Below are 21,952 nucleotides of genomic sequence, written 5' to 3'. Positions count from 1 at the left end.
TGACAACAGGGCTTGGTCGCCCTGTATCCCGGCTTTCAGCCGCCAAGCCTCTAACCCACCCGTCTTTAGCGGGTGGTTGTTTAGTTTCCATCAAAAGGTTAAAACCTTCGCCTTTTAGACGAACAGACCTATCTCCCAAAGCTGAAGAATTACTTATAATATAAAGTATGGAATACAGATACATTTATTAGCATCAGTGCCGCCAAACTCTCTAACCCAACAGCGTGTAGCTGGTGGTTGTTTAGTGAATTGGTAATATTGATAGTTGGCGACAACCCTATATATTTTAGCTCTTCTGCTATTTTAAAATATAAGACTGTCAAGCCAAAACAGGTAGATTAAAAACTAAAAGTCATAATTCACAATATCGCAGGCACGACGACAAATTTCTTGACCATAATCAGTCCATTGGCCTTGTCCCCAATAGCGATAGCAACTGGTTTGCGACATCATCAAATGTAATAACACATTGCGATAACGTGGATCATCGGTGGGTATATTGTTTGCCAATATTTTGTCATGAAATAACGAGCTGGCTTTCTCCATAGGGCCTAATACATTCTCATAACCTTGCACCCAAGAAATACTACTGGTCCAACTGCCGCCTTCCATGTGAAAACAATGGTCTTCTTTCTGTAGTTCGTTAATGGTGATATTTAATTTTTCAGCACCATCACCTGCTTCAAATCGATCCCAAATCCGCTGCTGCATAATTGGTTGAACTTGAATTAAATCCTGTTCCGTCATCCCCGTGCTAGCAAAGAAATGCTCAAGATATTCCGTGCCATTCATCGCAGGTGTTTCAGAGCCTGAACTATTATTCATCGCTTCAAAAAACTTGTCTGGAAACTCATTCATCATGACTCCACCATTTTCTCCATCTGCAATTTGAGTAACCAGTGGTGGTACTGGATGGCCTTTATGCTCCCAACGTGGCAAACTGATGGCTTCGTAATAAGGCTGCATTTGCGCGACAAGTTTGGTATCGCTGCCTTGAGTTTTGATTAAAGCAATAATTGAAACCGACTCGCCTTTAGAATTGGTACATGTTAATAAATGAGGCAAGTGTTTTTGCTCTACACCCTGTCCGTTGGCCGCTAACTCAATAGTATGCTCTTGCACCAATACCCATTGATAACCACAGTCTTTCAAAGTCTTAACAAACTCATAGGCCACATCTGGATGATTTGGTAACGCCATTTCTGAAGGTGAAAAACCACGTACTCGGGTCAATGCTTCCGTACCAAAAATTGCGGCAAAATGATGCTGCCATGCTTTGACATGTAAACGATAATCTTGAATTGGAGTGGATGGCGCGACCGCATGACCCCAAGGACAGCCCAGCCATTCAATGCCTTGACGGTATTGTGGATGATTGGTTGCATATTTCAGCGTATCAAACACATCATCTAAACCCGCATGACGTAAACCATGGAATAGTGTCCCAGAATATTCCAACATGACTCGCGGTTGCTTTCCTTGGTCAAATAACTGTGGTACATACTCACCAATGCGTTTATAGCACCAGTGAAATACGGATGCATTATGATTGTCCCCGATGTGTGGATTATCCAGCATATACTTTAAATTACTGATCATTTCTGCCGTTGATAAATCATTACCACCTGCGGGGATCAATGGCTGGTGCATGTGTAAAGCAACTGAGAAAGCACTTTTTATATTGTTAAAATCAATGGTGCTATCTGGCAAAAACACAGGCTTATCTAAGTTGGCTTGAATCGCTGCGTCTAACTCTGCCTCTGAACCACAGATGTTTGGCAATCCATCAATATACTCTGGTAAATCAGACATAAGCCGCTCCTCTCTCTTTGGTTTTTGTCATACAAGCTTAGCATAAGAATATGATAAACAACGTGGGAAATTTTGCTAAATGAGATAAAATAGAGTGTAATATTCCATATAAAAACCTCCAATTGGAAATTGAAAATCCATTATGACCATGAGCACTTTTCAAGATTTACCACAATTCATTTTTCAACATCAAAAAACGGCCTACGCAATTATAGATATAGAATACAATCTGATTCAACATGGTGGTGATACCTATTTATTTGGTGAGATGTTACAAGAAGAGGCCACTTTATTTGACCTAGTACCTGAACTATATGGCTGTGAAGATGTGATTGAAGATGTTGTTAAAGGTATTTTGCCTGAGTTTGATTTAGAAAATTTAAACCGTATGTTACCTGATGGCAGCACGTGTTATGTCAACTTGGCTTTATTACCCTATCAAGCAGAACAGCCCTATTTATTAGTGTTACTCATAGATAAAACAGAATGGACTCAAACTCAGCAAACCTTAACTCAACAGCGTAATGAGCTGGGATTGTTGAAAAGTAAATTGGATGAAGTTAATCAGCGCATGGAATTTATTATTCAACATTATGTCCCACGTGAAGTGGGTAAGGCATTGATGGAGAATCGGATTGCTAATGATTTAGGTGGAGATATGCGAGAAGTCACCGCATTGTTTGCTGATTTGCGCAATTACACCAGTATTAGCGAGGAACATACGCCTTCAGAAATGATTGATTTATTACATGTTTGTTTAGAAATTGCGGCCAGTGCGGTGGAACAGGAAGGTGGCGTGGTAGTAAATTTCATGGGCGATGCAATTATGGCAATTTTCAATGCACCGAATCCACAAGAAGATCATGCTAAACGCGCGGCCAAAGCAGGTCTGGTTATGCAAGGCAATATGAAGAGATATCTTGCAGAAAATAAAGATGATATCCCGCCGTTATATCTTGGTGTTGGGATTAATACGGGACAGGCTTTAGTCGGTAATATTGGCGTACAATGGCATTATCAATACACTTCCGTTGGCGATACGATTAATGTGGCTTCACGGATTTGCAGTAAAGCCCGTCCCGAAGAAGTCTTGATTGGGCCTAATACTTATGAATATATTAAACATCAAGCCAAAACCGAAGAACTGCCACCAATGAAATTTAAGGGTAAAAGTCAAGAAATGGTGGTATACACCGTGGTTGAGGTTGATGACTGATTTAAAAATGGACTGCCTTTAAGATTCATTTACAGCATACACCTTGATATTTTCAATAATAATATCGGTAGGGGAAGGCGATAATTGTTGGAAATCATATTGATACTGTTGAAAATTTTGCACGAAGCCAGCAATGACTTCTGGTTTATATTCACTTAAAATGCAATTATGACCGATACCTTCATTGCGTTCAGTGGCTTTGCGCAGCAATAAAATAGGTTTACCTAAAAAATAACATTCTTCTTGATTACTGCCACCATCGCTGATAATAAAATCTGCATGATAGACTAATTTGATAAATCTAAAATAATCATAGCGTTGACGTAATTCAACTTGTGAGTTTTGTGCTAATGCTTGATACACGCCAAATTGATGTAATTTTTTTTCTGTCGGTTTATGTAAAATAAATAGCAATTTGTGAGTTTTTGCAATATCTGTCACGATTGAAATAATTCGATTTAAGACCGCTTGATTATAAATATTTTCAAAACGATGAATACTAACAACCGCATAATCATAAACAGGTACATTGACCTCAATACTCTCTAGTTGAGGTGTCACTTGAACTAAAGCATCATAAAGCGTATTAAATTGAGTATTGATTTTCTTAGCTTTATAACGCTGCACATTTTGAATTGCCCATTCTCCTGGACAAAATAGATAATTTGCTAGTCTAAATACTAAAAGACGGGTAATTTCTTCAGGAAATGGATGAAACAAGTTAAAAGAACGCAAGCCTGATTCCACATGTCCTACTTTTAAACCTGCCAATTTACCCATAACCGCGCCTAATAAAGTTGAAAACGTATCGCCATGCACCAAAACAATACCTTTTTTATCACCTTTAAATATTTGTTTTTTGTGAAAAATTGTTTGAATAAGACATTTTATAAACCAAACTCCCATTTTTACAATTGATGTAATATCTTTACCTGAATATAAAATATAGTCTGGCTGCTTAAGATTAAAGTTTTTAGCAATATCACTAACAGTATCTTTATGCTGTCCTGTTAAAATATAATTGTATTCAATCTGTTGAATTTGTAGTTGTTTTAAAATAGGTGCCATTTTAATTAATTGGGCTTTTGTACCGATAATCACATGAATCATTGCATGTCCTAAAAAGCATAATTTGTGATATTGTATCAAGATATGAAAATCTATGGATATTTGCTTGTGGGGAAGAAGAAACTCTGCAAACTTTTGTTTTGTAGTTTTTAGTACTAATGTGCGATTTTAAGAATTAAGTTTAAAATTTAGAAACAAAAAACGAATAAATATGCTTTCAGTTGTATTAATATGTTTTTATTTAGAACTATAAGTGAAACAATGAAACGGATTATTCGCCATACGCATACTGGGCAACCTCAATTACCGGGCCATCTTCACCCGATGACTCAACATGTATTAGCCAATCGCAAGATTTATCAAGCGCAAGATTTAGATTATTCTCTTAAGCATTTATTACCCTACCATTCGTTGCACGGTATTCAAGATGCGGTAAATTTATTGTATGAAGCACTTTACCATCAACAGAAAATCCTAATTGTGGCTGATTATGATGCAGATGGGGCAACCAGTTGTGCTTTAGCAATTAAGTCTTTGCAAGCAATGGGTGCAAAAAACGTCAGCTTCTTAGTGCCGAATCGAGAAATACATGGCTATGGTTTGAGTCCTGAAATTGTCGAATTAGCTCAACCGCAACAACCTGATTTATTGATGACGGTGGACAATGGTATTGTCAGTTTTCGCGGCGTTGAAGCAGCCCAGCAATGCGGCATCAAAGTGTTAATTACCGATCATCATGTGCCCGCAGACACTCTGCCAAATGCCAATGCCATCGTGAATCCCAATCAAGCCCAAGATTTGTTTGCCAGTAAAAATTTAGCAGGTGTTGGGGTGATTTTTTATGTCATGTCAGCATTGCGCAGCTTTTTACGTCAACATCATTGGTTTGAATATCATCAAATTCCTGAATTTAATTTGGCCAGCGTTTTAGATTTAGTTGCGTTAGGAACAATTGCTGATGTGGTGGTGTTGGACAATAATAATCGGATTTTAGTTGAACAGGGTTTGCGACGGATTCGAGCTGACCAATGTAGTGCAGGTATTCGTGCCTTAGCTAAAGTCTCGGCTTGTAATCAATCGCGTATGAGCACCAGTGATTTAGGGTTTCGTATTGCACCTCGTCTCAATGCCGCTGGGCGTATGGATGACATGACTTATGGAATCAATTGTTTATTATGTGAAGAGGATGAAACCGCCGAACAATATGCGGAAAATTTAGGCCATTTCAATGAGGAACGACGCTATGTTGAATCTGAAATGGAGCTGGAAGCAGCCGAGAAATTAGCAGAATTATCGCAACAAGATTTACCTTATGGCTTGTGTTTATTAGAGGAACATTGGCATCAAGGCGTGATTGGGTTATTGGCTTCGCGGATTAAAGATAAGTTTAACCGTCCTACGATTGTATTTACCCGTGCGATTAATGATGAGTTACGCGGTTCAGCTCGTTCTGTAAGAGGAGTTCATATCAAAGATGTGTTAGAACGCATTGCCTCTCAACAACCTGATATATTAAGCAAGTTTGGTGGTCATGCAATGGCAGCGGGTTTAAGTATGCCGTCTCAGTATTATGAAAAATTCAGTCACTTGTTTGATATAGAAGTGCATCGACTCTTAACTGAAGATGATTTATTAGGGGAAATTTATAGCGATGGTGAATTGCAAGCCCAAGATTTCAGTTTAACACTTGCAGAGCAATTACGGCATATTGTGCCTTGGGGACAAGGTTGTTTAGAACCGCTATTTGATGGGGAATTTGATGTACAACAATGGTTTTTATTAAAAGATAAACATTTAAAAATGATTGTCACGCCTGTGGCTGATAGTTCGGTCGAGTTAGAAGCCATTGCGTTTAATATTGCAAAAATAGGTATAAATATCAAGGATTGGGAACAGGTAGGCGCAAAGAAAATTCAGTTGGCTTACAAGCTAGATGTAAATCAGTTTCGTGGTAAAAAAAGCGTGCAACTGCTTATCAATGATATGCAGGTTTTAGATTAGAGCCGTTATTTTCAGACAGACTGGAACATCGCGCGTTTGAAGCAATTCAGCACGCCCCATTTTTCATGCGAGGCAATACTTAAATACGCTTTGACTTGTCCTAAAGTTAAACCTCATAACTCATATTCAGAGCTAAAAGGTTTAATCTATTAGAGATTTTTTGACGCATTACATCTTTTATTATAAACGCTGGTATATTTTTGCAGGTGCTGCTTTACGATGAATAATCGTTTTTGCAGTACGCTGTTTTTCCAATAAAGGCTCTAGCTCTTTTAATGCAGCTTCATAGACTTTATATTTAAAATGTACAACCTCTTTAAGAGGTTTCCAGTAATTAACCCACTCCCATTGCTCAAACTCGGGGGAATAACTCTTATCAAAACGAATATCAGTCTCTTTCCCTGTCAAACGTAACAAATACCAAATTTGTTTTTGTCCAATACACAAGGGTTTTTGATGATAGCGAATGAGGTTCTGAGGTAGGCGATAGCTTAACCAACGTTTGGTAGCTCCTAGTACTTGAACTTGTTTTGCAGTTAAGCCGACTTCTTCGTAAAGCTCGCGAAACAATGCTTGTTTAGGGGTCTCATTGGCTTTGATGCCGCCTTGGGGAAATTGCCATGCGTTTTGACCAAGTCTTTTAGCCCATAGCACATTTCCTTCCTGATTGCTCAGGATGATCCCCACATTTAATCTGTAGCCTTTGTTATCAATCATAGGTCTTACCACTATGCCGGAATTTAGTTTATCAGCGAAAAACTCTGATAAGTTTTAGGATAAATAGCTCTGATTTACAGTAACTTATTATTTAAGTGTAATCATAAATCTGTCATATCGCAAGCTTTTAACGTATAAAATTTATATAAAAATAATATAAGCACTTGTTTTATATTGCATATAACAAAGGAAATTAAAGCAACTACCGTGCATCGTTTTTATTATGGTGCAAAAATTGATTTAAAAACAACGGTGCATTATCTGAAATCCCTTTACTCTAAAAATATAAGAGATTCAAATTTTAGTCAAACATCAGGCCATTTTCACCAAGACATCAATGCGCCTCATCCCAATTCATACCGACACCTGCTTCAACCAATAATGGCACGTCTAAATTTGCTACCTGCGTCATTTTTTGCGGAATATCAACTTGTGCTTGCTCAACTAAATGATCTGCAACTTCAAACACCAACTCATCGTGTACTTGCATTAACATCCGAATATCAAGCTGTTGCACATCAATCCAATTTTGCACGTCAATCATTGCCAATTTGATAATATCGGCAGCCGTTCCTTGCATTGGTGCATTAATCGCACTGCGCTCAGCATATTGTTTACGTTGATAATTACGTGAATTAATATCAGGAATATACAAACGTCGTCCAAATACTGTTTCGACAAAGCCCTGCTGTTTTGCCAGATCACGGGTTGTTTCCATATACATTTTGACTTTGGGATATTGCTCAAAATAAGCGTCAATATAAGACTGCGCTTCACCACGTTCAATATCTAATTGTTGAGCTAAACCATAGGCCTGCATTCCATAAATCAAACCAAAATTCACCGCTTTTGCATTACGGCGTTGCTCTTTAGTCACTTCTGCCAATGGCGTATTAAATACTTGTGAAGCGGTTGCTTTATGAATATCTTCACCGTTAGCAAACGCATCCAGTAATTTTTCATCTTGGGATAAATGCGCCATAATCCGCAATTCGATTTGAGAATAATCCGCTGCAATCAACTGATAACCTTGTTGTGGAATAAAAGCTTGTCGAATCCGTCGCCCTTCTGCTGTCCGAATTGGAATATTTTGCAAATTAGGTGAACTGGAAGATAAACGCCCTGTTGCAGTAACCACTTGATTATATGAAGTATGTACGCGCCCCGTATTTGGGTTGATTTGTTGGGGCAAGGCATCAGTATAGGTGGATTTTAATTTGCTCATGCTGCGATAAGCTAAAACGATTTTGGGTAATTCATACTCTTTTGCTAAGACTTCCAATACTTCAACAGAAGTAGACGGGTCTCCTTTAGCAGTTTTTTTCTGTACAGGCAGTTTCAAATCTTCAAATAGTATTTTCTGTAACTGTTTGGGAGAATTCAAATTAAACACTGTTTTGGCTAAATCATGTGCTTGTTGCTCTAATGTCTGTAATTCGCTGGCTAATTCCAAACTATGCAAATGCAATTTATCGCTGTCTAATTTGACTCCATTGCGTTCAATTCGCATCAAAATAGGCAATAAAAGCATTTCAATCTCATGATAGACTTTGAGTAAATCATCTTGTAATTGAGGGTATAATGTTTCGTGTAATTGCCATGTAATATCCGCATCTTCAGCCGCATAGGGCGCAGCTTGTTCTAAGGAAATTTGATTAAAAGTCAGTTGTTTTTTACCTTTCCCCGCAATATCTTCAAAACTGGTGGTATTGATGCTTAAATGCTGTTTCGCCAAACTATCCATGTTATGCTTTTCTGTACTATTGAGCACATAAGATTCCAGCATGGTGTCATGAGCAATTCCATTCAAAGCAATGTCATAATTGGCTAAAATATGTGCATCAAACTTGAGATTTTGGCCTATTTTTTTAAAATTTGGATTTTCAAGCAACGGTTTCAAACTTTGCAAAACCATATTGCGGGATAGTTGAACAGGTGCACCAAGATAATCATGAGCAACAGGCACGTAAGCCGCTTCGCCAGATTGCAAACTAAATGATAAGCCAATTAATTCAGCTGTTAAATAATCCAAGCTGTTAGTTTCAACATCAAATGCAAAACATGCTGCTTGTTGCAAACGCTGTAGCCATGAATCCAATTCGTCTTGCGTGAGAACGGTTTGATAATTTGTTTCTATTTCAACTAGCTGTTCAGGTTCTGAAATATCTAATTCAACAGATTGTAATTCTTGTAACCATTCGCGTTTAAAATTAAGCTCAGTAAATAATTGAATCAGTTGTTCAGTATCCGCTTGGCACATCTGTAATTGCTGAGGTGTTTGCTCTAGTTCCACATCCATTTTTAAGGTGACAACTTGGCGAGTGAGAGGCAAATAATGTAACGCATCACGCAGATTTTCGCCGACTTTACCTTTAATTATGTGTGCTTGTTGGATAATCTGATCTAAGCTTCCATACTGATTTATCCATTTCACGGCAGTTTTAGGGCCTACTTTATCCACGCCTTTCACATTATCTGCGTTATCACCAACTAAAGTTAAATAATCTACGATTTGGCGGGGCGCGACACCAAACTTGTCTTTCACTCCTTGCACATCTAAACGGGTTTTTTTCATGGTATCAATAAGGTGAATTTTATCGGTCACAATTTGAGCTAAATCTTTATCTCCTGTAAATACAATCGTATCCATGCCTAGTTTTTCTGCTTGCTGAGCTAATGTCCCAAGCACGTCATCGGCTTCAACGCCATCTTTTTTAATAATGGGAAAGCCCATTGCTTCAATCACTTGAAACGCATAGTCAATTTGTTGAACTAAATCATCAGGAGCAGACGGACGCGTGGCTTTATATTCGGGGTAGATTTCATCACGAAACGTTTTAGCTTTGGTATCAAATACAATTGCAACGTATTGTGGCTGATAGTCACGAATCAAATTACGCAACATACTGGTCATGCCAAAAACCGCACCCGTGGGTAAGCCATCAGCATTGGCTAAAGGAGGTAACGCATGATAAGCACGAAATAAATACGATGAGCCATCAACGAGAAAAAGTGTATTTGAATTATTCATTATAGTTTCTGGGAAAAAGGAATCTGTTCTTTATAATCGGATTTTTAATCAATATCAATCATTGAACTAATTTGAGCTCTTTTATCAGATTAATTTCAGGTTCAATATGAATTGAGTTACGTATAAATATTGAGGGTAGTTATTTGAATTTGAATGAATATTTAAGAATTATAAATGTGTAAATATCACGAATAAAATATAGGATGGCTATTTTTGAAATATCATGAGTGCTTTGTAAAAATCGACATTCCGCACTTAATCACTGAGTTTTAGCATATATAGTCAATTCTATCTTAGGCATTAGGACTGCCAGTCCTGTATCACTTTAAAGTAAAACGACTATAGCATATACAAAATAAAGCCTTAAATACTGAGTAAATCGCTATTTTTCATTTGCTTATTTAGGCAAAATTTTATAGATTAGTTCTCCCGCCTTAATAGTCGTAAAGTATCCCAATGACCCAAAAAACTGTTATTGAATCGATTTTAAAAGATAAGTAATTCTGAGGTAGCGCATGTCTGGTCTAGCATTCTTTTTCTTAGTTACAACTATTATTTCAATTGGTTTTGCCGCCTATTTTTTGTATAAATCTCAAGCTTATACTCGTGAGCGATTTGCATTTGCAATTTTAGGTTTTATAAGCAATTCAAGTCTGTTAATCATTACTACGGTATTCACACAGCAATTTCCTTTCAATATCCTTCCCAACATTGCCAATCAATTCCTCGGTACATCGTTTGAGTTAGAAACTGCACTACTTGCAATTTTTGCTATTGGCGCAGCCATATTAGGCATATTTTGTTGGACACTGGTTTCAATTCATAAAAACTGGCATGGTCAAATATCACAACATCATTATGAAGTACAGCAATCAGGTGAAAGAATTAACTTATTGAAAGACAGTTATTTATTTTTGACTAAAGATGAAAGTTTAGAACAATATAATCCTGTTCAAGATGATGTTGATGTGATTAGTTCTGAGCCAGAAGCGGTGCAAATTATTTGGAAAGACCATGCACGAGAATTGTTGAGTTTGCGTTATCCACGTAAGTATCAATTTGAGCAATGGCATGAAGATGGGAAGTATTGGCGTGGAAAATTGCAAGATGAGGAAAAAATATTAATTGTCGCTTGTTGGCAGGATTTACCGATAAATAACGAAATTAAGAGCTTTTTACAAACTATTCCTGACGATGCCGACGTGATTATTGTAGTGCGAGCTGGGGATTTTGATAAGCCAAGAAAATTGGATAATCGCCGTTTTAGACAGATTAGTGAATCAAAGTTATTAGACAGTTTGATTGATATTAGTGATTATTTACGCCAAATCGAGCAAGAAGTGACTCAACCGCTCAAATTTACCGATTTAAGTTTGCAGGATATGTATACCGTTTCTGATTATAGCTTGGAAAAGGATGGTGAACGTCAGCAGGACATTGAGGCATATATTAAACAATGGTTAGATGAATCGAGTTTGCGTCAGCTTTCGGTATTGGGGCATTACGGCATGGGGAAAACCAGTTTATCCAATATGTTGACTTATAAATTATTGCTGTGTTATCGACAAGGTGAGCGAGTGCGTATTCCGATTTTAATTCGTTTACGTGGTAAAACTTTGCGTACTTTATCAAAACAGCAGGTTTTAGATTTATTTGCAGGTCAGTACAAGGTGTCGCGTGATGCGTTGCTAAAATTGTTGGTTGCAGGGCGTTTATTATTGATTTTTGAAGGTTTTGATGAATTAGATTTGATTGGTGATAAAGATATGCGACGGCAATATTTTAAACCGTTGTGGGATTTGTCTAATTATGAGCAAGCCAAGACCTTGATTACAGGGCGACCGAATTTCTTTTTTGATGATGATGAATTGAGAGCAGCATTACGTACTTATGGTTCAAATTTCTTTAATATTTATAGTGAGCCTGTTTATTTGCAGCCATTTAGTTTGGATCAAATACAAGTGTGTTTACAGCCTGTGCCAGCGTCTACACGTGAGGGCATGTTATCGTTAGTGCGGCAAGATAGTAAGTTTAGGGAAGTGGTTGAGCGTCCTTCAATGTTGTATGTCACCAGCACCTTGTGGGAAAAGGAAAAGTTGAGCGAGTATGAGGGGTTGATTAATTCGGCGTATGTGATGGATTTGTATATCAAGCACAGTTATCGGCGTGATGGGGTGAAGCAGGAGTTGGATTGTGGGGTAATTTTGACCAATGCGGAACGTGGTTATTTTATGCAGGGAATTGCGGTGTATATGGCGGTGCATGATTTGCCGAATACGATTAATAATTTTCAGTTGAAAAAAGCGGTGACATTATTGGTTGATGCGATGCCCGATGCAGTGAGTCAGTTGGCTGAGGGTGATGAGAATCGAATTGTGCTGAAAAAACGTTTACAACAACGATTACAAGAGTCAAGACAGCAAACTATTTCTTCCATTGTCACCGATGTGCATACCACAGCTTTATTGGAACAAGATGTAACTCAATCTAATGCGTTTCAATTTGGGCATAAGTCTTTTATGGAATTTTTGATAGCGAAAACTTATGCTGATTGGATGATGCAAACAAAAACAATGGAAAAAGAACATCAAATTGCTCAAGCAATAAAAAATAAATTAGGCTTGGTTAAAATGGATATATTGAAATATCAAGATACACGAACTTTTTTTGGGCAAATATTAATTTTTCATTTACAAAAAACCTGTGTTCTCAAACAAGAACAGTTATTAAAAAAGTTACTTATTATTATGAACTTTAACAAGTTATTGTATTGGCTAAATAAACCATATTTATGGGTAGCTATTTTAATATTAGAAGCACAAAAGAAAAGAGTAAGGATGGAAACCAAACCTGAGAACGTATCTATCTATAATTACTGGTTAAAAATAATCAATACACCAATATCTTCTTATCATTTTCTTGTTTTCTTGTTAACTGATATTTTAATTTATTGTATACGCTTAATAAAAGGGAAGAAAAGAAAGTTCATAATATCATCATTTGAAAAAATTAATCCTTTTCTACAAAAGTCATTCATGGGGGATATGTTGATAGAGTATATTGTATGGTACGAAACCTGTACCGCACTGGACATTGACCGCGACACCATGGCAAAAGTCGTCGGCAAACGCGCGATGATCTTATTTGAAGACCCGCCAGAAAAAAGATAGATTTACAAAATTGAGCGACAAAGGAATAACTCAATAAATAGCAGCTTAAGCTTTGTAGATTTTTAATAACTTAAGCCGCTAATATTAAAGAATATTACTATTTTAATACGATAGGAAAACAGAGAGGATCATAGGCTCTGGCAAAATTTTAAGGTGCGACACTGGTTAATGGTGTGGCTGAAATATCCGCACTATTTGGGCTTTTTAAAATACGAAAACGCTCTGGCTTAAACTTGGCTAATTTTTGCATATCGGGGGCTAATGTCGCATTGAAATACTGACAAGCACGATAGTAACGCATATCCTCTAACCACAATTTACTGTAAGCGCGATCAGTCAATAATTTCTTACCTAAGCTCAATGGCTGTTGGAACATATCCAATAATGACCCCGCTAACTCAGAAGGATCACGGAAACATTCCCAATCACACTGTTTACACCAAGCTTTTTTATCAATACTGTTTAAATCCAAATCCCAAAATTTACCCATATTTTCCGTACCACGATAACCACAGGGATAAGTATTCATGTCTTTCGAATCAATAAAAAAGAAATCAATTCCACCTCGACACGGATAACTGGCAGCTTCATTACCTTCATAATGCCTAATTAACGCCATCAATGAACTACGTGGGGTAAAAATCCGTAAACGGTGGCGAAATTCTGGAATCGTGTCAAATAATGCTTTAAATAATGCTAATTTTTCCTGCGGCGTAAAACGGATAAAATCATCTTCCGAAGTAGCGGTATACACTGCATTTTCTGCTGCATCAGCTTCATCCAAACTCATAGGATAACAAGCATTGACAACCGTAAAACCTAATGACTCGACAAAACCATAGAATTGTCTAAATCCTTGACGAAAATGGTCATAAAAGGCTTGGGAATTAAAATCTGCACCTGTTGGTGGTGGATTGTCATAGCCACTTAAATAACGGTTAATGCCTAAATTTGCAGAAGGATATAAACCATATTCATGGAAAATAGGTAAGGCTTTCTCCATGCCTGCAATCGTACCGGGTAAACCGCGATTTTTTTCATGCATTTCGGCATTGGCTGAATCCACGCTGACCCAAAATGTATATAAGCCAGACTCTGCTAAATTTCGCGCGATTTTATGAATTTTAGCTTCAAAATCAGCTTTGTGCGAACCTTTAAACATAAAACCATTAGTACCCGTGCGGATATATTTAATCCCAATATCACGGGCGTGACGAATACATTCAGAAATTTCACTGAGGCACAATAACGGCTCACCACCTGTAAAAGAAACGGCCTGTACTCCTCGTTCAACCATCGCATCTAAAATACGCTTAGTATCATCAACATTAAGTGTGGTTCGTGGATATTTGTTACTTTGACGCATACCACACTGAACACAAGAAGCATTGCATTTATCTGTATATTGAATAACAACTTGCCCCGGTAAACGTCCCTTAGCAAGTGATTTTATATTATCCAATGAAAACAGGGCGGGCTTACGGCTGGCGGTTTGATCCGTTTGCATCACTAGTTCACCATTGATTATGTGGTTTTTAATAAGGAAATTTAACTGATTCTAGCCTAGGTATATGACATTTCAGTGAACGACAAGATTGAGGAGCATACAAACCAGTGAAACAGGTGTACGAGGCTGGGCTGACACCTGAACAATAGAAATAACTTATTTCACTACTTTTAATGATGGTTTACCACGTGGGCGATTATCATTTGCTTCAACAGGTTCTTCTTCTGGCTCAGCTTGGGTTTCATTATCTACCACACTAAACTGTCTTTCGGTTCTTGCTGCGGGTGAACTATCCACAGGCTCAACTTCGTCATCCATTTCTGGTGGGAAAGGTAAACCTTGACCATTTTCTTTTGCATAGATAACTTGCACCGCTTTAATCGGAATATGTATCATCATCGAGCGGCCTGAAAATCGTGCACTAAAACTAATCCATTCATTACCTAACTCTAAGCTACGTACGGCATCCATGGCAATATTTAAGACGATTTTTCCATCACGGATATAAGCGTCTGGTACTTCGACACCTTCTTCTTCGGCATCGACAACAAGGTGTGGCGTTAAATAATTATCGGCCATCCATTCGTACATTGCTCGGATGAGATAAGGTTTCATTGAGGTCATAGCGTTTTCCTTTTCATTTTACCCCTATTGAGACGGCTCAACATCCTATCACAAATTGATATTTTTTTGATTTAAGAACGACTAAGTACCAATAGTGACTAAATAAAATAATTATGTAAATGGTTGTTTATATTAAATAATTCAGACTAATATAAACACTTTCTATATTGCTCAATAAACTTAGAAAGATTTCCTAAGCATTTTATAGAACAGATTTGATATCTAAAAATAGCTTGCTACCAAGCTCAGCTTCGTAGTGCATACCTAAGAAGCTCTACTTCAAGAATGTATACATCAAGCAGAGCTTGTAAAACAGGTATTACAGAATTTAGTAACAAGTTAACAGGAATCATTTACAGGATACAATACTAATAATCCTAGTTAATTTAATGTGAATACTTATTCCTGCCAAGCTTCTTTAGGAGCAAACACCTCTTCGTATAAATGCAACAATGATGGCAATGCAATCAAGACCAAAACCGTTGAAAACATCAAACCAAATGAAATTGATGTTGCCATTGGAATCAGGAATTGTGCTTGTAATGATGTTTCAAATAACAATGGCATCAAACCAAAAATCGTAGTAAGTGAAGTCAATAAAACCGCACGTAAACGTTGACAAGATGCTTCAATCAAAGCCAAACGCACGGGCATACCATCCTCACGCAAATGCCGATAAAATGTGACTAAAACAATTGAATCATTCACCACAATCCCAGATAAACCAAAGAAGCCGAATAAAGACAAAATGGTTAAATCCATCCCCATGAGTAAATGCCCAAAAATTGCCCCGACTAAACCAAATGGAATCACACTCATCACCACAATAGGCCAACCATACGAAGCAAATTGCCACGCTAAAATCACATACATCAACATCACACCTAAAACCAAACCGCTTAACATATCCGCAAAGGTATTGGCTTGGTCAGCCGCACGACCTTCTAATGAATAGCGCAAACTATAACGCGCCATCAAATCAGGTAAAAATTCTGCTTTTAAATCCGCAAGAATCTTATTGGAATTATTCACCGCCTTATCAACTTCGGCAGAAACCTGAACCGCGAGCAAACCATCTGCATGGCGTAACGCCTCAAAACCACGCTGAGTACGCACATTCACCGCGCTGGAAAAAGGTAAACTTCCACCTGTAGGCAATTGAATACTAAAATCTTGTAATTTTGCTAAGTTATAACGCTCGTTGTCGGGCAATACCACTCGCACTTCCACCTCATCATCACCATCTTGAAAAATCTGAGCTAAATAACCATCAAAACCCGCTCGTACCTGCTGGCTGACGGAGGACGCTGTTAAGCCATACGCTTCAGCTTGCGGGGTTAATGAAAAAATCCACTCTTCTTGTCCATAAGGTAAATCATCCTCAATCGCACTCACACCGGGATAAGTTTTCAATTTATTGGCAAAATCTAACGCCGCCAATTTTACTTTTTTCAAATCGTCACCATAAAAACGAATCTGAATATCCGTACCTGGAGGCCCGCCTTTTTGTTCAACAATCGTAAAGGTTTCTAAACCTGGCATTTTTTGGATTTTTTGTTCCCATCGTTTAATAAAATCCTTATTACGCAACTCACGGCTATCTGGAGAGGTCACTTCAACCAATAATGAGCCAAATTGATCGCCTGATTGACCGCCACCACCTTCAGTTGTACTGGTTACGACACCTAATTTTACATAAGCCATTTTGACGACTTTTTGCTGCACTTCTTTTTCAGTTTCGTATAACATTGCCTCAACATGTTTTAAAAAAGTTTCAGCACGTTGTGGCGGACTGCCTGCAACAAAAGTTACATTGCTGATAATGATTTGACCATCGGGTGAAGGGAAAAAAGTAAAATTAACCCGACCACCTGCCAACAGGCCTATGGCTAAAAAGAATGAAGCTAAAATACTGGCGACGACAACCCAACGCAAAGCGATTGAGACTGTCACCAATGGGCGGAAATATGCGTCTCGAAAATGATTAAACCCATGTTCTAATTTTTGCCGAAAAGGACTGTTTTTTTCTTTATGTAATTTATGGAAACTATGGCGTAAATGACCGGGTAACACTAAAAAGCATTCAAATAATGAAGCCAGCAACACGCAAATCATCACCAGTGGAATATCAAATAAAATATTGCCCATGATGTCGCCAATCATCATCAATGGCAAAAAAGCCGCAATCGTGGTTAATGAGGCAGCGGTGACGGGTGCTAACATACGTTGTGCGCCACCTTCTGCGGCTTCAAGTGGATTTTCACCTGTTTGGAAATGAGCAAACCCGTCTTCACCCACCACAATTGCATCATCCACAATTACACCCAATGCCATAATCATTGCAAATAAGCTCACCATATTGATGCTACCACCCGCAAGATATAACACAGCTAACATGCCCATGAGTGAAATTGGAATGCCTGCTGCAACCCAAAATGCGACTCGACCATTTAAAAATATGAATAAAACCGCAACCACTAAAATCAAACCACCAAAACCATTTGTCAGCAATAAATTAATCCGTTGATCGATTAATTCCCAAGCTTGGTCATACACATGCAATTTAATGTTGCTGGGTAAGGTGGGCTCAGTTTTTTTAATCCATTCTTGTAAAATCTTTGCAGAGTCTAAAGCATCGGCGGTTTCAGTACGTTGCAAGGCCAGTTCAATAGCAGGTTTGCCTAAATAATAAATCATCACCTCGCCATCTTTGGGACGGCGTTCAACCGTGGCGATGTCGCTCATTTTAACTAAACGTCCATTTTTATCAGCAATCGCAGGCAATTCAGAAAAACCCATTTCATTATGGCGTTGCTCAATGCTGCGTAACTGGCGTGCAACATCATTCTGCCCTACCGAACCTGCGGGAATATCTTGGCTAAAACTGTTCACTTGGCGGCTGATTTGTTCTAAGGTTAAGCCTAATTCTTCTAGTGTTGCGGAGGGCACTTGTATCGCTATTTCTTCATCAGGCAAGCCACTGATTTCAACTTTTGCAATGCCGTCTGACAATAATTGACGTTCAAAGGCTCGGGCTAAATGCCTTAATTCAGTAGGGTCTTCTGGGCCTGTAATTAGTAGCCGTGCAATGGGGTCGTAGCGGACAATCTTGCTGACTTCGGGGCTTTCTGATTCTTGCGGTAGATTTCTGAGTAGTGACACTTTTTCTTTGACTTGATCCAGTGCCACCCCCATATCTGTGCCTTCAAAATATTCAATCGTGATGCTAGAGACACCTTTGGCAGAGGTTGAGGTCATTTCTTTTACCCCATCCAAACTGCGTAATTCCTGCTCAATCGGTCGAGTAATTGAGTTCTCTACATCTTCTGCACTGGCTCCTGTCCATATCACCCGTACAGAAATAATGTCTAAAGCAAAATTGGGCAGAAATTGGGTATTGAGTTTGGTTAATGCCCCGAAGCCGAGCATGAGCATAATAACCATCAGCAAGTTAGCCGCAACTTTGTGCTGTGCAAACATGCCTATAAGATTATTTTGATGTTTAAATTCTTGCATAAGCGGTAATCAGTCCAACTAAAAATAGTGATAATACTAAACCTTTGTGATAGGGAAATGAAGTCCATTATTTGTTAGCCGTTTGAGATGATAAAAATCAGCGTTAAGCAGTATCTTTTTCTTGTCACACATAAACAATCCATTTTAAGTACAATAAGGCTTTTTTATCGAGAACTAAGCCATGAATGAAACTGAATACCATCAGTTAGCCGATGCAACTTTGTTTGAAATTGAAGAGCTGTTAGACGAGATTGAAACCGATATTGATTGCGAAAATTCTTATGGGGTGCTGACTTTAACCTTTGAAAATAAAACCAAAGTAATTGTCAATAAACAACCTCCAACACAGGAAATTTGGGTTGCAGCTAAATCAGGTGGTTTTCATTTGAAATATAAAGACGCTACATGGCAAAGTTCGAAAGAAGAATTATTTAATTTGTTATCTCGTGTTTGTACGGAACAAGCTGGCGAAACTGTTACATTGAGTAAAAAATAATGGATGCAATTATTGTTGAACCGCCTAAACAGGCGACTGCGAGTGTTATTTGGTTACACGGATTGGGTGCAAATGGCAATGATTTTGAGCCGATTGTGCCAGAATTGCCTAACGAAATAACCCAACATACCCGTTTTATTTTCCCTAACGCGCCAATGCGTCCGATTACGATTAATGGCGGTATGGTGATGCGGGGCTGGTATGATATTGAAGCAATGGATTTAACCCAACGTCAAGATGTTGCAGGGACGAAAGAATCTCAACAATTGGTGGATAATTTTATTGGTCAAGAAATGGATATGGGCATTGCATCGGATAAAATTATTTTAGCAGGCTTTTCCCAAGGTGGAGCAATTGCCTTATATACAGGTTTACGCTCTGAACATAAACTGGCGGGGATCATGGCATTATCCACCTATTTACCATTTTCAGATAGCTTGCCTAAAGAACGTCATACCGCGAATCAAGACACTTCTATTTTTTATGGTCATGGCGAATATGATCCCGTTATTCCATTGGCACATGGCGAACAAAGTTCTCGCTTATTGGGTACTTTAGGCTACCAAGTTGCATGGCATACTTATGCAATGGAGCACAGTGTTTACCCAGAAGAAATTAAAGATATTGGCCAGTGGTTGGTTAAATGTTTGAATTAAAAATAACTTAAGCAAACTCCCCGATTCTATTTCAAGATAAATGCGCAAAAGCTCTGCTTCCCAACTTACAAAACAGAGCTTTACTTGCAAACATTTCAAATAGAATTCAGGGACAATATTCAAACGCTTAACCTCATCACTATTAATTGATAACTGTTGATTGTTAATTGAAAAGCGAGATTTTCATGGAAAAAATACAAAAACCTATTCGCAAGGCGGTCTTTCCTGTAGCAGGATTAGGTACACGATTTTTGCCTGCGACCAAGGCCAGTCCTAAAGAAATGTTGCCGATTGTAGACAAGCCATTAATTCAATATGCCGCAGAAGAAGCGATTGCAGCAGGTATCGAGCAGTTGATTTTCGTGACCAGCAGCAGCAAGCGTTCGTTAGAAGATCATTTTGATAAAAATCAAGAACTAGAAGATGAATTAACCCGTCGTGGCAAATATGACTTATTGTCTATGACAAAAAATATTGTTCCTGCAGGTGTTTCATGTATTTATATTCGCCAACCCGAGGCTTTGGGTTTAGGACATGCAGTTTTGTGCGCCAAGCCTGTAGTCGGTGATGAGCCATTTGCAGTGATTTTGGCAGATGATTTAATTGATGGCAAAGAATATCCTTGTTTAACTCAGATGGTACATATTTTTGAAAAACAAAATGGCAGTGTGATTGCGGTAGAAGAAGTACCAAAACAAGATACAGCACGTTATGGCATTATCGAGCCACATACTTTGTATGAAGGTTTACACGGCGTTCAGAGTATTATTGAAAAGCCTTCGCCAGAAAAAGCACCATCAAATTTAGCCGTTGTAGGACGTTATTTATTAACCCCTGCGATTTTTAAATATTTGGAAACCATTGGGCGCGGTGCTGGCGGTGAAATTCAGTTAACCGATGCGATTGCAGGTTTGTTAGCAGAAGAGCATATTTTTGGTTATGAATTCAAAGGTACGCGCTATGATTGTGGTAGTAAAATTGGTTATTTGAAAGCTACAGTCAGTTATGCTTTGCAACATCCGAATTTACGCGAATCATTTCAAGATTATTTAAAAGAAGTACATAATAATCACTTATCAGATGATTTAGTTAACTTGCCTTGTCGGAAGTAATTCATTATTAAAATTCTTTTTATTGTAGGATGGTTTTGATTTAATCTAAACTATCCTATGATTTGCTTAATTACAGTTGTTCATCATGCCATATCAAGTTAAAGAAATTTTCTACAGTTTACAAGGTGAAGGGGCACAAGCAGGCCGTCCTGCTGTATTTTGTCGCTTTGCAGGGTGTAATTTATGGTCAGGACGTGAACCTGATCGTAACAAGGCCGTCTGTCAATTTTGCGATACTGACTTTTTAGGAACGGATGGCAATAATGGTGGAAAATATGAATCTGTACCTGTTTTAGCTCATTTTATCAGTGAGATGTGGGGCACACGTTCAGGTCATCCTTATGTTATTTTTACAGGTGGCGAACCCGCTTTACAATTGGATGATGAATTATTACAAGCGGTACATGATTTAGGTTTTGAAGTCGGTGTAGAAACCAATGGTACGATTCCCTTACCTGAAGGATTAGATTGGATTTGTGTCAGTCCCAAAGTCGGCTCTAAAATTGCGCAGACTTATGGTGATGAATTAAAACTAGTGTATCCACAGAAAGCATTGATACCTGAAAAATATTTGGATTTAGATTTCCGGCATTTTTTCATCCAACCTGTTGATGTTGAATCCTGTCCTGATGCAAACCAGCAGGCCATTGAGTATTGTCTTGAGCATCCTGAATGGCATTTGAGTATACAAACTCATAAATATTTGCAGATTCAATAATTGAAATATTTACCGCTAATACCGTGTTTATAATAAAAATCAAATAGGGATTTAACCTAAGTTCGATCAGATTATTCTTTAAAAAAACAAACCGTGTAAATCAATAGAATTGAATTTAGGCCATTTATTCAGTTTGAACAGTACATGCTTTTCGAATTCAGGTTAAACAACCCATCAAAACTATAGTCAATTTCGGTTTGTATGCTAGGACTGGCAGTCCTTTTATACTTTAAATATCAATCATTTTTAAAATTGAGGACTGCCAGTCCTGGTATCACTTTAAAATAAAACGACTATAAATCAGAAAC

Annotated in this window: 14 protein-coding genes; 7 read left to right on the top strand and 7 right to left on the bottom strand. The window is 38.1% G+C overall.

What is annotated here, in order from left to right:
• Positions 1-345: 345 nt before the first annotated feature.
• On the bottom strand, positions 346-1,812 hold the full coding sequence (locus ABXH34_RS09315) for a polysaccharide deacetylase family protein (protein WP_353571603.1): 1,467 nt from the start codon (positions 1,810-1,812) through the stop codon (positions 346-348).
• Positions 1,813-1,954: 142 nt separating this feature from the next.
• Between ABXH34_RS09315 and ABXH34_RS09310 the strand changes: the two genes are divergently transcribed.
• On the top strand, positions 1,955-3,028 hold the full coding sequence (locus tag ABXH34_RS09310) for an adenylate/guanylate cyclase domain-containing protein (RefSeq protein WP_353571602.1): 1,074 nt from the start codon (positions 1,955-1,957) through the stop codon (positions 3,026-3,028).
• Positions 3,029-3,046: 18 nt separating this feature from the next.
• On the opposite strand, the gene ABXH34_RS09305 is transcribed toward ABXH34_RS09310, so the two are convergent.
• A complete protein-coding gene (locus tag ABXH34_RS09305) occupies positions 3,047-4,138 on the bottom strand; it encodes a UDP-N-acetylglucosamine 2-epimerase (RefSeq protein ID WP_353571601.1) in 1,092 nt (363 codons plus the stop codon).
• 219 nt (positions 4,139-4,357) lie between these two features.
• Between ABXH34_RS09305 and recJ the strand changes: the two genes are divergently transcribed.
• Positions 4,358-6,097 carry a single-stranded-DNA-specific exonuclease RecJ gene (gene recJ / locus ABXH34_RS09300; protein ID WP_353571600.1) on the top strand — a complete coding sequence of 580 codons (1,740 nt, stop codon included), beginning with the start codon at positions 4,358-4,360 and terminating at the stop codon, positions 6,095-6,097.
• Positions 6,098-6,277: 180 nt separating this feature from the next.
• On the opposite strand, the gene ABXH34_RS09295 is transcribed toward recJ, so the two are convergent.
• Together ABXH34_RS09295 and polA are read right to left on the bottom strand one after the other, a co-directional pair.
• The gene (locus ABXH34_RS09295; protein WP_353571599.1) at positions 6,278-6,814 is read right to left on the bottom strand and encodes an RNA pyrophosphohydrolase; all 537 of its coding nucleotides are present in this window, start codon (positions 6,812-6,814) and stop codon (positions 6,278-6,280) included.
• Between the two features lie 334 nt (positions 6,815-7,148).
• Positions 7,149-9,845, bottom strand: a complete 2,697-nt coding sequence (polA, locus tag ABXH34_RS09290) for a DNA polymerase I (protein WP_353571598.1) — start codon at positions 9,843-9,845, stop codon at positions 7,149-7,151.
• 515 nt (positions 9,846-10,360) lie between these two features.
• Between polA and ABXH34_RS09285 the strand changes: the two genes are divergently transcribed.
• On the top strand, positions 10,361-13,015 hold the full coding sequence (locus ABXH34_RS09285) for an NACHT domain-containing protein (protein WP_353571597.1): 2,655 nt from the start codon (positions 10,361-10,363) through the stop codon (positions 13,013-13,015).
• Positions 13,016-13,163: 148 nt separating this feature from the next.
• On the opposite strand, the gene ABXH34_RS09280 is transcribed toward ABXH34_RS09285, so the two are convergent.
• The 3 genes from ABXH34_RS09280 to ABXH34_RS09270 form a co-directional block, all read right to left on the bottom strand.
• Positions 13,164-14,522, bottom strand: coding sequence for a radical SAM protein (locus ABXH34_RS09280; protein ID WP_353571596.1), 1,359 nt, complete (start codon positions 14,520-14,522; stop codon positions 13,164-13,166).
• A gap of 156 nt (positions 14,523-14,678) precedes the next feature.
• A complete protein-coding gene (locus ABXH34_RS09275; protein ID WP_353571595.1) occupies positions 14,679-15,146 on the bottom strand; it encodes a ClpXP protease specificity-enhancing factor in 468 nt (155 codons plus the stop codon).
• Positions 15,147-15,545: 399 nt separating this feature from the next.
• Positions 15,546-18,662, bottom strand: coding sequence for an efflux RND transporter permease subunit (locus ABXH34_RS09270; protein WP_353571594.1), 3,117 nt, complete (start codon positions 18,660-18,662; stop codon positions 15,546-15,548).
• 181 nt (positions 18,663-18,843) lie between these two features.
• Here ABXH34_RS09270 and cyaY point away from each other — a divergent pair, with 181 nt between their 5' ends.
• The 4 genes from cyaY (at position 18,844) to queE (ending at position 21,644) form a co-directional block, all read left to right on the top strand.
• Positions 18,844-19,158, top strand: a complete 315-nt coding sequence (cyaY, locus tag ABXH34_RS09265) for an iron donor protein CyaY (protein WP_353571593.1) — start codon at positions 18,844-18,846, stop codon at positions 19,156-19,158.
• Entirely contained in the window at positions 19,158-19,814 is a 657-nt protein-coding gene (locus ABXH34_RS09260; RefSeq protein ID WP_353571592.1) for an alpha/beta hydrolase, read from the top strand. Before cyaY ends, ABXH34_RS09260 begins: the two co-directional genes overlap by 1 nt.
• 185 nt (positions 19,815-19,999) lie before the next feature.
• Positions 20,000-20,926 carry a UTP--glucose-1-phosphate uridylyltransferase GalU gene (gene galU / locus ABXH34_RS09255; protein WP_353571591.1) on the top strand — a complete coding sequence of 309 codons (927 nt, stop codon included), beginning with the start codon at positions 20,000-20,002 and terminating at the stop codon, positions 20,924-20,926.
• Positions 20,927-21,011: 85 nt separating this feature from the next.
• Positions 21,012-21,644: a 7-carboxy-7-deazaguanine synthase gene (queE, locus tag ABXH34_RS09250; protein WP_353571590.1), complete on the top strand. Its 633-nt coding sequence runs from the start codon at positions 21,012-21,014 to the stop codon at positions 21,642-21,644.
• Positions 21,645-21,952: the final 308 nt, after the last annotated feature.

This window comes from Candidatus Albibeggiatoa sp. nov. BB20, from assembly GCA_016744725.1.
In the GTDB taxonomy this organism is placed as follows: domain Bacteria; phylum Pseudomonadota; class Gammaproteobacteria; order Beggiatoales; family Beggiatoaceae; genus Albibeggiatoa.
This window is presented reverse-complemented; position numbering and strand designations above follow the sequence as displayed.